The sequence below is a fragment of the Mesocryomonas lacus genome, assembly GCF_055730135.2.
This window is the reverse complement of sequence record NZ_JBUZWE020000001.1, coordinates 33757-46324: the sequence shown is the minus strand read 5'-3', so window position 1 is coordinate 46324 and position 12568 is coordinate 33757. Positions and strand designations below refer to the sequence as shown.

The following is a 12568-nucleotide window of genomic DNA, read 5'->3' as shown; positions in this document are numbered from 1 at the left end:
CATCCGAGCAGAAGCTTGAGTTTTATCGACATGCTGAGACTGCCGGGACCGTCATCACGCCGCGGCACTCGGGGCGTGCGCGCGCCGATACTGCTGCAGCCAAGGGCGCATCAGTATTGATCCGGTCGTCGCGGTCTGGTTGCATGCCTGGTCCGATTTCGGGCTTAGTCGGCTGAACCATGCCGTTAAACCCCCCAAGTTTCCCTTAATAGACTTTAGCCGGGCAAAAGCTTTCGACAGCGCGCCTACTGCTTTCGGACCTCATCGCCGTTTTTCTTCAGATGGCACCCGGCGGTATTTGCCGGCGGAGGAAAGCAGTGACCTTGCCCCGGCGGAACCGCCTTTTGCGTGACAATGCTTTACGCCCGGCCGCGGCTGTGGTCAGGAAAACCTTTTACGTCAACAGGATCGCTCCCCTGGAAACCACCCTCTCCGCTCCCGTGAAGACCTTCCTCGAAACCCTCGGCTTCACCGTCAAGGGCGAGGTCGGCAGCTGCGACCTGATGGGTCTCAGCAGCGACGCGCCGCCGCTGGTCGTCGTCTGCGAACTGAAGATGAGCTTCAACCTCGAACTGGTCCTGCAGGGCGTCGAACGGGCGGCGGTGGCCGACGAAGTCTGGCTGGCGGCGCGGCTGTCGAAGAAGGGCAAGGGACGCGAGGGCGATGCGCGTTTTAGAAACCTCTGCCGGCGGCTCGGCTTCGGGCTCCTCGGCGTCACCGAGGCCGGCGCGGTCGAGGTGCTGCTGAGCCCCGATGCGGCGGCGCCCAAGCGCAATCCGCGCAAGCGCTCGGCACTGATCTCGGAGCACCAGAGGCGGCGCGGCGACCCGGTGCTCGGCGGCGGCTCGCGCGCGCCGGTGATGACCGCCTACCGGCAAGCGGCGCTGACCTGCGCGGCGATGCTGGAGGCCGGGCCCCTGAGGCCGCGCGACATCACGCCCGTGGTGGAGAAGGCGCCGACGATCCTCCGGCGCAACGTCTATGGCTGGTTCGTCAATCCGACGCGCGGGATCTATGCGATCACCGAGGCCGGCCGCGCGGCGCTGCAGCGCTGGCCGCAGGCGCTAGAGGCCACGCCCGACGAGCCGCTCGCGCCATGACGAAAGCGGCCCGGACAATGCGCCCGGGCCGAGGGAAAGCGTTGGTGCGGCAGGCTGCCGGGATCAGCCGAACTGGCTGAACAGCGGCGTTGCCGCCTGCACCTGCTCGGGCATCGGGGTTTCCTCGGCCGCCGGGCGGGCGCCGAGATAGTCGAGCTTGCCGAGCGGCACGCCCTCGGCGCGCAGGATGCCGTAAGCGATCGAGACGTGGAAGAAGAAGTTCGGCAGCGCGAACTGCTCGAGATAGTCGGCGCCGCGGAAGCTGCGGGTGCCGCCGCCTGCCTTTAGCTCGACGGTGCGGTCGGCGCTCGCATCCACTTCGGCGCGGTCGACGCTGCCGAGGAAGGCGATGGTCTTGGCGATCCGCTCCTTCAGTTCGGCCATCGTCGCCTCGGTGTCGGCAAAGCTCGGCGCCTCAACGCCGGAGAGCCGGGCGCCGGCGCCCTTGGCGCTGTCGCTGGCGAACTGGATCTGCGCCGAGAGCGGCTTCATGTCGGGTGCGAGGCACGCGGTGACGTAGCTGTTGGGGTCGATGCCGTTCTTCTCGGCGTGCACGACCGCGAGATCGAGGAGCGTCGACAGGTTGCCGAGCATCCGCGTCATGATGCCGACACTGGCGCTGTGGATCGAAAGGGACATGGAAATCTCCTGCAGAGGGAACGGAAACGAGGGAGCGAGCACGCTTGGGCTCGCGGCGAGCCCGGCGGATGTCAGCGGGCGGCGGGCCCGCCGGAGGAAGGCTGGCCGGCCGGGGCAGAGACGGCCGAGCGCGGCTCACCGAGCAGCAGCACGACGACGCCGGCGGCGAGCAGCGCCAGCACGCCGCCGAACAGCATGGCGCCGGAGACGCCGATGCCATCTACCACGAGACCGCCGAACAGCGCACCCGAGGCGATCGAGATCTGGAAGGTCGAGACCAGCAGCGCCGAGCCGCTCTCCAGCGCATCGGGCGCCGCCTTGAACATCCAGGTCTGCACCGAGATCGGCACCGCACCGAAAGCCAGCCCCCAAAGCGCGACGAGCCCGATGGTGGCGGCCGGGACGTGGCCGAAGGCCGCGGTGGCGAGAAGCGCCGTGCCGAGCATCAGCGTGGTGACGAGAAGGCCGGCGCGGACGTTGCGGGCGACCAGTATGCCGCCGAGGAAATTGCCGGCAATGCCGGTGGCGCCGTAGGCGACCAGCACCAGCGTGATCGTCGACGGGTCGAGCCGGGCGATCCCCTCCAGCAAGGGCGCGAGATAGGTGTAGGCGGCGAAGTGACCGGTGATCGCCAGCGCCGTGGCGACGAGGCCAAGACGCGCCTTGGCGACGCGGAAGAGCGCGAGGAGATCGGCGGTGCGCACCACGCGCAGCGCCGGCAGGCGCGGCAGGCAAGTGATCTGGACGAGGAGCACGACCCCCGAGAGGACTGCGGTGAGGATGAAGGCCATGCGCCAGCCGAAGGCATCGCCGACGAGCGCCCCGGCCGGGACGCCGCAGACGGTGCCGAGTGAAATGCCGGTGAGGATGACCGCCGTCGCCCTTTCCGCCGAGGCGGTGTGGACGAGGCGCAGGCCAAGGCTGACGGCGAAGGACCAGAAGCCGCCGATGCTGAAGCCGAGCAGGATGCGGCCGGCGAGAAGGATCGTCAGGTCCGGCGCGAAGGCGACGATGAGGTTGGAGACGATCACCAGCGCGGTGAGAAGGCAGAGCACCAGCTTGCGGTCGAGCTTGCCGGCGGCAACGGTGAGGAAAGGCGCGGCGATGGCGCCGAGGATGCCGGGCATGGTTACCATCTGGCCGGCCGCCCCGGCGCTGACGCCGAGGTCGGCGGCGATCCGGGTCAAGAGGCCGACCGGCAGGAACTCGCTGGTGACGAAGGCAAAGGCACCGACGGCGACCGACAGGACGGCGAGCCAGGAACGCAGCAGCGATGTCGCCGGCAAAGCGTCGGGAACGCCGTCTTCAGTGATTGAAGTCACAGACATGGGCCGACTCTCCGGGATGGGGGATCTCGAAACGCCCGCGGCAGAGCGCAGGGCGAACGAAGGACACCCGTGGACCGCTGCTGGAGGCAGCGGCCCACGGGCAGAGCGGCTCCAAGCCGGGTCACGCGCCACGGGCCATTGGCCAGCCGAAGCGGTGACCTCCGGCAGAAGCCGAGGCGAAAAGGATCAGACGGAAAGTGCCGCCGGACGAATGTCGGGACGGCGACAGGCACCGATGAGTTTTATACTCATCGGTATGTATCTAGGAGAGGTGGGAGTTGTCAACGGTGGATGCGCGATCGGCGGTGAATTGTCCGAAGCTCCGGCAGCGGGCGGACCAACCGTCCTCGTGCGGCAGCCGGTCAGCTCGGCCAGGCGCGCAGCGTCATCTCGGCGACCTTGTAGAGCGCGGCCCGGTCGGCGCCGGCGACGGCCTGGACGGCCATGCCCTGCGCCACGGTCATGACGTAGCAGGCGAGATCGACCGGGTCGGAATCGGGCGGCAGATCGCCCTCTTCCTTCGCCCGCGCCAGCCGCTCGGCCAGCGCCTGCTCGCCGAACTTGCGTTTCTCGATCACCGCCTTCTGCACTTCGGCGGAGGCCTCGCTGCAGGCCATGGCGGCATTGATGCCCATGCAGCCGCCGGGATTGCAGGTGGCCGTCAGCGCATCGACATAGGATTGCAGCATGAACTCGACGACGCCGCGCGAGGTCGGCTTGTCCATCGCCACGCGGAAGAAGCCCATATAGCCTTGCTCGTAGCGCTCAAGCGCCTTGCGGAACAGCTCTTCCTTATTGCCGAAGGTGCCGTAGAGGCTCGGCCGGGTGATGCCCATGCCCTCGGTCAGGTCCGTGAGCGAGGTGCCCTCGTAACCCTTGCGCCAGAACAGCACCATTGCGGCTTGAAGCGCCTCGTCGACGTCGAACTCGCGGGGCCGGCCCATTGTCTTGGTCTCCTAAAAGAAAAATACTGACCGGTATATAATAGCGGTTGACAGGCTGTACCAGAGGCACCTATCTGGGACCTATACCGACCGGTATGAAACGTCAACTAAACGTTCCGTAACCGGTCGACGCCGCCAGCGAGGAGCATTCTCATGACCCATCGGCCCCATTTCCGCAACGTTCTTCTCGGTGGCGTCGTGCTTGTCGCAGCGCTTGCGGCCGCGTCGTCCGTGATTGACACCAATGCTCTGTTCGGCCGGGCCGTCACGCCCGCGGAAGCTGCGGCGCCGGCCGCGATGCCGGCCATGCCGGTGTCGGTCGCGGTTGTTACCAGCCAGCCGATCACGCCGTGGAACAGCTTCTCCGGTCGCCTCGAGGCGGTCGACCATGTCGACTTGCGCTCGCGGGTCGCCGGCGCCATCGACAAGGTGAACTTCAAGGAGGGCGCGCTGGTCAACAAGGGCGATCTCCTCGTCACCGTCGACCCGCGCCCTTACGTCGCAGAGGTGGCGCGCGCCAAGGCCGCCGTGACCGCCGCCGAGTCGCGTGTCGCGTTTGCCCGCAGCGAGCTCGACCGCGGCAAGAAGCTGGTGCAGTCGCGCACCGTATCCGAGAGCAATTTCGACCAGCGGATCAACACCGAGCTCAGCGCCATCGCCGACCTCGCGGCCGCCAAGGCCGGGCTGCAGACCGCCGAACTCAACCTCAGCTACACCGAGATCCGCGCGCCGATCGCCGGCCGGGTCGGCAAGATCGAGGTCACCGCCGGCAACCTGATCGAGGCCGGCCCCTCCTCCCCCGTACTGACGCGACTGGTGTCGCTGAGCCCGATCTATGCCAGCTTCGAGGCGGACGAGGACGTCGTCGCTAAAGCCTTGTCCGGCCTGCCGGTCGGCCCGAACGCCCGCGATTTCGTCTCGAGCATCCCGGTGCATATGGATGCCGGCGGGCGCACGGGGGTCGTGGGCAAGCTGCAGCTGATCGACAATACCGTGGACGCCGCCAGCGGCACCGTCCGCGTGCGTGCGGCCTTCGACAATGTCGACGGCAGCCTGATGCCCGGCCAGTTCGCGCGGCTCTCGATGGGACGCGCCAAGAACGAGGACGCGCTCCTGATCTCCGAGCGCGCCGTCGGCACCGACCAGGACAAGAAGTATGTCTTCGTGATCGGCGCCGACAACAAAGCGGAATACCGCGCCGTCGCGCTCGGCGATCGGGCCGAGGGCCTGCGCATCGTCACATCCGGCCTGAAGCCGGACGAGCGCATCGTCGTCAACGGCCTGCAGCGGGTGAAGCCGGGCGCCGAGGTGGCGCCGGAAGTCGTCGACATGCGCGCGGCCGAGCCGGCCGAGCTGCAGGTCTCCGAGGCGACGCCGCCGAAATAGCCGATCTCTGAGACCGCCCGGCCCGTCCGGGCGGTCCGATCCAACGCCATCACACTGCCAGGGCGCCCTCCCCTTCGGGAGGCCTCGCGCTCTCAGGGACCTTGCGCGCCATGAACATCTCCAACTTCTTCATCGACCGGCCGGTCTTCGCGGGCGTCCTGTCGTTCATGATCTTCATCGGCGGCTTGCTGTCTTTGACGGCGTTGCCGATCTCGGAATATCCGGAAGTCGTGCCGCCCTCGGTGGTGGTGCGCGCCAACTATCCCGGCGCCAACCCGAAAGTGATCGCCGAGACCGTGGCGACGCCGATCGAGGAGGCCATCAACGGCGTCGAGGGCATGCTCTACATGGGCAGCCAGGCGACCACCGACGGCCTGATGACGCTGACCGTCACCTTCCGCATCGGCACCGATCCCGATCAGGCGCAGCAGCTGGTGCAGAACCGCGTCAGCCAGGCCGAGCCGCGGCTGCCGGAGGAGGTGCGCCAGCTCGGCGTGACGACGATCAAGAGCTCGCCCGACCTGATGCTGCTCGTCCACCTGACCTCGCCCAAGGGCCGCTACGACGTCACCTATCTCCGGAACTACGCTCTCCTCAACGTCAAGGACCGGCTCGCCCGGATCGACGGCGTCGGCGACGTGCAGATGTTCGGCTCCGGCGACTATTCGATGCGGATCTGGCTCGACCCGCAGAAGACGGCCGAGCTCGGCCTCTCGGCCAGCGACGTCGTGACGGAAATCCGCGCCCAGAATGTCCAGGCCGCCGCGGGCACCGTTGGCGCTTCGCCGGGCGAGCCGGACGTCGACCTGCAGCTCTCGGTGAACGCGCAAGGCCGCCTCGCCACCGAGGAGGAGTTTGGCGACATCATCGTCAAGACCAGCCCGTCCGGGGCGATCACCCATCTCCGGGATGTCGCGCGGATCGAACTCGGCGCCTCCAGCTACGCACTGCGCTCGCTTCTGAACAATAAGCAGGCCGTCGCCGTGCCGGTGTTCCAGGCCCCCGGCTCCAACGCCATCGAGATCGCCGACAAGATCCGGACGACGATGAAAGAGATCAAGGCCGGCATGCCGGAGGATGTCGACTACGAGATCGTCTACGACACCACCCAGTTCGTCCGCGCCTCGATCGAGGCCGTCGTTCACACGCTGATCGAGGCGGTGATCCTCGTCGTCCTCGTCGTCATCCTGTTCCTGCAGACCTGGCGGGCCTCGATCATCCCGCTGATCGCCGTGCCGGTATCGATCGTCGGCACGTTTGCGGTGATGCATCTCTTCGGCTTCTCGATCAACGCTTTGAGCCTGTTCGGCCTGGTGCTGGCGATCGGCATCGTCGTCGACGACGCCATCGTCGTGGTCGAGAACGTCGAGCGCAACATCGAGAAGGGGCTGAACCCGCGCGACGCCACCTACCAGGCGATGCGCGAGGTCTCAGGGCCGATCGTCGCGATCGCGCTGGTGCTGGTCGCGGTGTTCGTGCCGCTCGCCTTCATCACCGGGCTCACCGGCCAGTTCTACAAGCAGTTCGCGCTCACCATCGCGATCTCGACGGTGATCTCCGCCTTCAACTCGTTGACCCTCTCGCCGGCGCTTGCCGCCCTCCTCCTGCGCAGCCACGACGCGCCGAAGGACCGGCTGACGCGGGGCATGGACTTCCTGCTCGGCTGGCTGTTCCGCGGCTTCAACAGGCTGTTCGCGCGCGGCTCCAACGCCTATGGCCGCGGCGTCGGCGGCGTCATCTCCCGCAAGACGCTGATGATGGGCGTCTATCTCGTCCTCGTCGGCGCGACCGTCCTGATGTTCCGCACCGTGCCCGGCGGCTTCGTGCCGCCGCAGGACAAGCAGTATCTCGTCGGCTTCACCCAGCTGCCGGACGGCGCCTCGCTCGACCGCACGGAAGAGGTGATCCGCCGGATGAGCGACATCGCGCTCAAGGTTCCGGGCGTCGCCAACGCCATCGCCTTCCCCGGCCTGTCGATCAACGGCTTCACCAACTCGTCGAACTCCGGCATCGTCTTCATCGGCCTTGCCCCGTTCGAGGAGCGCACGACGCCCGAGCTCTCGGCCGGCGCCATCGCCATGACGATGAACCAGAACCTCGGCGCCATAAAAGAGAGCTTCAGCGCCATCTTCCCGCCGCCGCCGGTGTCGGGTCTCGGCGCGATCGGCGGCTTCAAGCTGCAGATCGAGGACCGCGGCGGCCTCGGCTACGACGCGCTGGACACAGCGGTGAAGGGTTTTCTCGCCAAGGCGCAGACGGCGCCGGAGCTGGTCGGCCTGTTCTCCTCCTACCAGGTGAACGTGCCGCAGCTCTACGCCGACGTCGACCGCACCAAGGCGCGGCAGTTGGCGGTGCCGCTGCCGGAGATCTTCAACACGCTGCAGATCTATCTCGGCTCGCTCTACGTCAACGACTTCAACAAGTTCGGCCGGACCTACTCGGTGCGCGTGCAGGCCGATTCGGCCTTCCGGGCGCATGCCGACGACATCGGCAAATTGAAGGTGCGGTCGACCACCGGCGAGATGATCCCGCTCTCGGCGCTCCTGAAGGTCACCGAGACGGCAGGGCCCGAGCGGGCGATGCGCTACAACGGCTTCCTCTCGGCCGACGTCAACGGCAACACGGCGCCCGGCTTCTCCTCCGGCCAGGCGCAGGACGCCGTGGCAAGGATTGCGGCGGAAACGCTCCCGGCGGGCATCAGCTTCGAATGGACCGAGCTGACCTACCAGCAGATCATCGCCGGCAATTCCGCGGTGCTGATCTTCCCGCTGTCGATCCTCCTCGTCTTCCTCGTCCTCGCCGCGCAGTACGAGAGCCTGGCGCTGCCGATCTCGATCGTCCTCATCGTGCCGATGGGCCTCCTCGCCGCCCTGTTTGGCGTCTGGCTGACGGGAGGTGACAACAACGTCTTCACCCAGATCGGCCTGATCGTGCTGGTGGGGCTGTCAGCGAAGAACGCCATCCTCATCGTCGAGTTCGCGCGCGAGCTGGAGTTCGAGGGGATGACGCCGATGAAGGCGGCGGTGGAGGCGTCGCGGCTGCGTCTGAGGCCGATCCTGATGACTTCCTTCGCCTTTATCATGGGCGTCCTGCCGCTGGTCTCCTCGACCGGGGCCGGCGCCGAGATGCGGCACGCGATGGGCGTTGCGGTGTTCTCGGGCATGATCGGCGTCACGGCTTTCGGCCTGTTCCTGACGCCAGTGTTCTACGTGCTGGTGCGCGCGCTCGGCGGCAACAAGCCGCTGAAGAAGAGCGGCGACGCCCCGCCGGCGCATGCGGCGGTGCCGATGGCGCTGACGCACACCGACAGCGGTCCGGCCGCAACCCACTAGAGGCTCCGGGCCCTCCCCCTTCGCACCGGCCGCCCCCCCCCCAGGCCGGTGCGGACAGAAGGCGCGTGCCGCAAGGCGCGCGCCTTCGCCGTTTCAGGCCGTCAGCGTCCTGCCTGCAGAGCGCCAAGGCGCGCTGCCCCCCCCCGCGGCAGGGGGCTCAAGGGTTCAGCATTTCAGTGCTTTGCAGCTGCCGGGCTTCTGAAGACAGGCAGCGCCGGAGCGCCCGGTCGGCTCGCGCCTAGTCCAGCGCCTTGCCGCAGGCGAATCTCCTGAGATCCAGCGCCCGAACCGGGAACGGGCGGAAAAAGTCGCCGAGCTGGGCCGTCGGCTTCAGCCCGGCAAAGCCGTTGTCGAGCAGCGCCGCCGCCTGGTCGCCGCGCGCCTTGCCGCTCGGCGCGCCGAAGACGACCGCCACCAGATGCCGGCCACCGCGCGCGGCGGTGGCGACGAGGTTGAAGCCGGAGGCGCAGACATAGCCGGTCTTCATCCCGTCGATGCCGGGATATTTGCCGATCAGCGGGTTGGTGTTCTTCAGCCGCTTGCCGTCGACGGTGACGGCGGGCGCGTTGAACATGTCGATAGAGCGCGGATGGGCGCGCTGGATGCTGATCGCCAGCACCGCCATGTCGCGGGCCGTGGTCACCTGTCGCTCGTCGTGCAGGCCGTTGGCGTTGACGAAATAGGTGGCGTTCATCTTGAGCCGCACCGCCTCGGCGTTCATCGCCTGGACGAATCGCGCCTCGGACCCTCCGCCGAGCGTCTCGGCGATGGCGACCGCCAGATCATTGGTCGACCGCAGCAGCATGATGCGCAGCGCATCCTCCAGCCGCAGCTGCTCGCCGACCTTGAGGCCGAGCTTCGAGGGCGGCTGCGACGCGGCGAGCGCCGACATCACCACCGGCGTATCGAGGCTGGCGCGGCCGGCTTCGATCGCGGTGAGCGCCAGATGGGCGGTCATCATCTTAGTGAGCGAGGCCGGGTGCCAGGAGGCCGCGGCATCCTCGGCATAGAGCACCGCGCCGGTCTCGGCATCGACGAGGATGCGCGGGGTCGCGAGGGCCGGCAGCGCGGCAGAACAGGCGAGCAGCGCCGCGAGCGCGAGCCGCACGGCAACGCGCCGGTGGCGAAGGGGCGTCTGCCCCGGTGTCAGAACGGTCAAGCTGCAACTCCCGCGGCGGGATCGGCCGGCGCGCAAGCGGGCCATTCTCGGCCAAGGTCGATCGTTCGGCGCACCATCACGCCAGTTCGCGCCGCGCCGCAAGCGCCCTTCGCCGCAGAGTTCCCGGCACCACCGCGAATGTCGCGCCGCTGATGACGCAAGGCCACACCCCACGCCCGCAGAATGCCGGCCGCACCGCCCCCGCCCCGGCGCCATCCCCACCCTTCGAACGGTCACGATCCACAAACGCCAGCTTCTTCTTGACAGCCGCGCCGCCCGAACTCTATATCCCGCCCGGTCTGACGCAGTCGGCGCCGGGGCGGGGTAGCTCAGTTGGTTAGAGCAGCGGAATCATAATCCGCGTGTCGGGGGTTCAAGTCCCTCTCCCGCTACCATTTGATTTCATTGACAAATCTGCCGATAATCCAGTCGTCTAGACTTCTCTTTATTCGTATTCTGTCCTCATTCTGTCCTGCCGGACTTCGAGGTCCTCCATGTCGAGTTCTCAGGAATCGGAAAGGCCGCTCCAGGGGACGGCCTCCGTGTCAGTCTTGGGTTTGCTGAGGATATCAGGCCAGCGCTCCCTCGAACATGGATGGCTGGACCACTTTCACCGGCCTCGGCTTTCGAAGGGTCCTCGAGAAGTCCATCGTGACCTGCGCCGTCGCCGCCTCCAGCCGCCTGCAGGCAACCTCGAAGAATCCCTCATCGATCTCGATCCCGATGAACCGCCGCCGGAGCTTCAGCGCCGAGATCGCAAGGGTCCCGCTGCCGACGAAGGGATCCACGACCAGGTCGTCATCGTCGGTGAGGCGGTCGATAAGCCAATCACCATGCAACTGAGGTCGGGGGCACGGGTGACCGATCGACCGCGGCGTAGGCTGCGCGCCGGGTGCACGTCCGGCGACTAGCTTCATGTCCTCCGAGTAGGCCGGCGCAGCTCCGTACACATACGCGATGTCCCCGCCCATAAGGATTCTGCCATGCGGAGACGGCAAGGCGTAGGGCAGCTCGATCGTCCTGAGGAATGGCATTTCCGCCGGAACCGGACCCAAGATCTTCGGATCGCTGTCGGTCCTCATCACGACGACGAGACGCTTGGGCTCGACGAGGGCTGTCATGGTTTCGGCGAAAAGCTCGAACGGCCTGTCCGATCCAGGGATCAGGCCGGCGGGCACGTTGGGCCATACGGGATCGGTGATGTACACTGCGTCGGCCTCCAATGTCGGCAGGACTTCGCGACAGTCACCATGGATCAGGGTGACATCGTTGATCGTGAACGTGCGCATCAGTCAGCGCTCGCACGCCGGGTGCCTCGGGCGACCCAGCGGCCGCCGCCGAGATCCGTGGGCGCGTCGCGGACGAGCGGCTTCCCGTCTCTGCCGATCTGACCGGGCGGCCAACTGAATCCCAAGCAGTGATCCGCGTTGCCGTAGTTCACGGCGAGTTCAGCGATCGCCTCGTCGATTTCGTTGACGGTCCCTTCGACCTCGTAGTGGACGAAGCCCTCGCCGTGGACGCCACCGGACTTCCGGATCGTGGCACCGCGTGGTGAGGTTCTGCCGAATCTCCGCCGCCAGTCGGCGTAGACAGCCCCGAAGTAGTCTCTTGAAGCGATGAACCAGAATTCAGGCGTCTCCCCCAAGGCCTCGGACATCGCGACGGCGGTCGTCCCGTTCACATCCACTCTGTCTTCGAGCAGACCGTCCGTGTGCATCTGAGTGAGACCGAGCGCCGCGCAGAGTTCGACACGCGTCCAGCCTTTTTCCTCCATGATCTTCTTGATAGCGATGCTCGGCTCGGGGATCGTGATCGCGCTCATGACCTGCCTCCCCTCCCCATCCGGTATTTCCGGCGCCGGACGTCCCTGGTCACCTCTTCGATCCCTTCGACTTCGCGCCTATAGTCGTCGCTGTCTTGCGCAGAGAGCTCGCTGAAGGTCCTTTCCTCTTCCCGTTCCTCGTCATCGAGATCCTCGGCAAGCTCGCGAAGGCGGACGATTGTTTCCTGACGCAGCCGCATGCTGTCCGGCACGCGACCGAGCGGCAAGCGGCGGTCGATGACACGCCAGTAGCTGGCGAGGACCCGCAGAATATCCTCGTCGGTTCGCGTGACGCCTCTGCTCATGTTCGCGATGACGGTGGGCGGCCAGCCGTGCGGGCCCAGGATCGCCACCGCCTCTTCCTGATTGATGCCGATCGCGCGAAGGGCATCGGCCAGCGTCGTCTTCGAGAGGACGGCCATCACGCGATTACCTTGCGGATGTCGGCCATTCGCCGGGCGAAGTACTCGGATGCGGCCGCCTGCATTCCGTCCAACGTGACGCACGCATCATCGGGACCGCGTTGCACGGTACGGATCGACAACTCGAGCGACAGCTGGTTGCGGAAATAGTCCTCCGGCTGATCGTACAGAATGGTGAGCGCCGGCGTCTCCAAGTCAGCCAGGTGCGTCGTGATCATGGGGGTCTTCGCAGGGAAATGCTCTCGGAACGCGTTCAGCAGGTACGACAGCACGACGAAAGCGGGAGCAGTGCTCGTCGCTACCAACATCGAGATGGCGCTCTCTTCCCACGAGCCGCCGCGCAGGCGGTGGCTCATGGTGATCCGCGTCGCGGTGTAATCGGTGATTCTCATCTGAATGCTCCCAAGGGCTGCGTGGTGCGGACTAGCGGTCAATC

At 66.9% G+C, this 12568-nt stretch carries 11 protein-coding genes and 1 tRNA gene; 4 read left to right on the top strand and 8 right to left on the bottom strand.

Annotated features, from left to right (window positions below):
* Positions 1-377 precede the first annotated feature (377 nt).
* Complete coding sequence (locus ACZLZY_RS00245; protein WP_472931392.1) at positions 378-1100, top strand: DUF2161 domain-containing phosphodiesterase; 723 nt, start codon at positions 378-380, stop codon at positions 1098-1100.
* A gap of 63 nt (positions 1101-1163) precedes the next feature.
* Here ACZLZY_RS00245 and ACZLZY_RS00240 read toward each other — a convergent pair whose 3' ends face one another.
* The 3 genes from ACZLZY_RS00240 to ACZLZY_RS00230 all read right to left on the bottom strand — a co-directional run bounded on the left by ACZLZY_RS00240 (position 1164) and on the right by ACZLZY_RS00230 (position 4011).
* Positions 1164-1739: a DUF1993 domain-containing protein gene (locus ACZLZY_RS00240; protein ID WP_472931391.1), complete on the bottom strand. Its 576-nt coding sequence runs from the start codon at positions 1737-1739 to the stop codon at positions 1164-1166.
* A 71-nt stretch (positions 1740-1810) separates the two neighbouring features.
* Positions 1811-3067 (bottom strand): MFS transporter, encoded by a 1257-nt coding sequence (locus ACZLZY_RS00235; protein ID WP_472931390.1) that lies wholly within the window; start codon positions 3065-3067, stop codon positions 1811-1813.
* A 362-nt stretch (positions 3068-3429) separates the two neighbouring features.
* The gene (locus tag ACZLZY_RS00230) at positions 3430-4011 is read right to left on the bottom strand and encodes a TetR/AcrR family transcriptional regulator (protein ID WP_472931389.1); all 582 of its coding nucleotides are present in this window, start codon (positions 4009-4011) and stop codon (positions 3430-3432) included.
* A 153-nt stretch (positions 4012-4164) separates the two neighbouring features.
* On the opposite strand from ACZLZY_RS00230, the gene ACZLZY_RS00225 reads away from it, so the two are divergent.
* Both ACZLZY_RS00225 and ACZLZY_RS00220 read left to right on the top strand, forming a co-directional pair.
* Positions 4165-5397 carry an efflux RND transporter periplasmic adaptor subunit gene (locus tag ACZLZY_RS00225; RefSeq protein WP_472931388.1) on the top strand — a complete coding sequence of 411 codons (1233 nt, stop codon included), beginning with the start codon at positions 4165-4167 and terminating at the stop codon, positions 5395-5397.
* A 110-nt stretch (positions 5398-5507) separates the two neighbouring features.
* Positions 5508-8729: an efflux RND transporter permease subunit gene (locus tag ACZLZY_RS00220; RefSeq protein ID WP_472931387.1), complete on the top strand. Its 3222-nt coding sequence runs from the start codon at positions 5508-5510 to the stop codon at positions 8727-8729.
* Positions 8730-8967: 238 nt separating this feature from the next.
* Here the strand turns inward: ACZLZY_RS00220 and ACZLZY_RS00215 are convergent, their stop codons facing one another.
* Complete coding sequence (locus ACZLZY_RS00215) at positions 8968-9888, bottom strand: D-alanyl-D-alanine carboxypeptidase family protein (protein WP_472931385.1); 921 nt, start codon at positions 9886-9888, stop codon at positions 8968-8970.
* A 318-nt stretch (positions 9889-10206) separates the two neighbouring features.
* Between ACZLZY_RS00215 and ACZLZY_RS00210 the strand changes: the two genes are divergently transcribed.
* A tRNA-Met gene (locus ACZLZY_RS00210) sits at positions 10207-10283 on the top strand.
* A gap of 174 nt (positions 10284-10457) precedes the next feature.
* Here ACZLZY_RS00210 and ACZLZY_RS00205 read toward each other — a convergent pair.
* From ACZLZY_RS00205 to ACZLZY_RS00190, 4 genes are read right to left on the bottom strand one after another with little or no spacing between them, the layout of a single operon-like run.
* On the bottom strand, positions 10458-11177 hold the full coding sequence (locus ACZLZY_RS00205; RefSeq protein ID WP_472931384.1) for a DNA methyltransferase: 720 nt from the start codon (positions 11175-11177) through the stop codon (positions 10458-10460).
* Entirely contained in the window at positions 11177-11710 is a 534-nt protein-coding gene (locus ACZLZY_RS00200) for a helix-turn-helix transcriptional regulator (protein ID WP_472931383.1), read from the bottom strand. Before ACZLZY_RS00200 ends, ACZLZY_RS00205 begins: the two co-directional genes overlap by 1 nt.
* Positions 11707-12132 (bottom strand): hypothetical protein, encoded by a 426-nt coding sequence (locus tag ACZLZY_RS00195; protein WP_472931381.1) that lies wholly within the window; start codon positions 12130-12132, stop codon positions 11707-11709. Before ACZLZY_RS00195 ends, ACZLZY_RS00200 begins: the two co-directional genes overlap by 4 nt.
* Positions 12132-12524 (bottom strand): hypothetical protein, encoded by a 393-nt coding sequence (locus ACZLZY_RS00190; RefSeq protein ID WP_472931380.1) that lies wholly within the window; start codon positions 12522-12524, stop codon positions 12132-12134. Before ACZLZY_RS00190 ends, ACZLZY_RS00195 begins: the two co-directional genes overlap by 1 nt.
* Positions 12525-12568 lie beyond the last annotated feature (44 nt).

Coding starts and splice junctions, on each gene's coding strand:
- ACZLZY_RS00220 (WP_472931387.1), top strand. CDS start 5,508: ATGAACATCTCCAACTTCTTCATCGACCGGCCGGTCTTCGCGGGCGTC.
- ACZLZY_RS00205 (WP_472931384.1), bottom strand. CDS start 11,177: ATGCGCACGTTCACGATCAACGATGTCACCCTGATCCATGGTGACTGT.
- ACZLZY_RS00200 (WP_472931383.1), bottom strand. CDS start 11,710: ATGAGCGCGATCACGATCCCCGAGCCGAGCATCGCTATCAAGAAGATC.
- ACZLZY_RS00195 (WP_472931381.1), bottom strand. CDS start 12,132: ATGGCCGTCCTCTCGAAGACGACGCTGGCCGATGCCCTTCGCGCGATC.
- ACZLZY_RS00190 (WP_472931380.1), bottom strand. CDS start 12,524: ATGAGAATCACCGATTACACCGCGACGCGGATCACCATGAGCCACCGC.
- ACZLZY_RS00240 (WP_472931391.1), bottom strand. CDS start 1,739: ATGTCCCTTTCGATCCACAGCGCCAGTGTCGGCATCATGACGCGGATG.
- ACZLZY_RS00225 (WP_472931388.1), top strand. CDS start 4,165: ATGACCCATCGGCCCCATTTCCGCAACGTTCTTCTCGGTGGCGTCGTG.
- ACZLZY_RS00230 (WP_472931389.1), bottom strand. CDS start 4,011: ATGGGCCGGCCCCGCGAGTTCGACGTCGACGAGGCGCTTCAAGCCGCA.
- ACZLZY_RS00235 (WP_472931390.1), bottom strand. CDS start 3,067: ATGTCTGTGACTTCAATCACTGAAGACGGCGTTCCCGACGCTTTGCCG.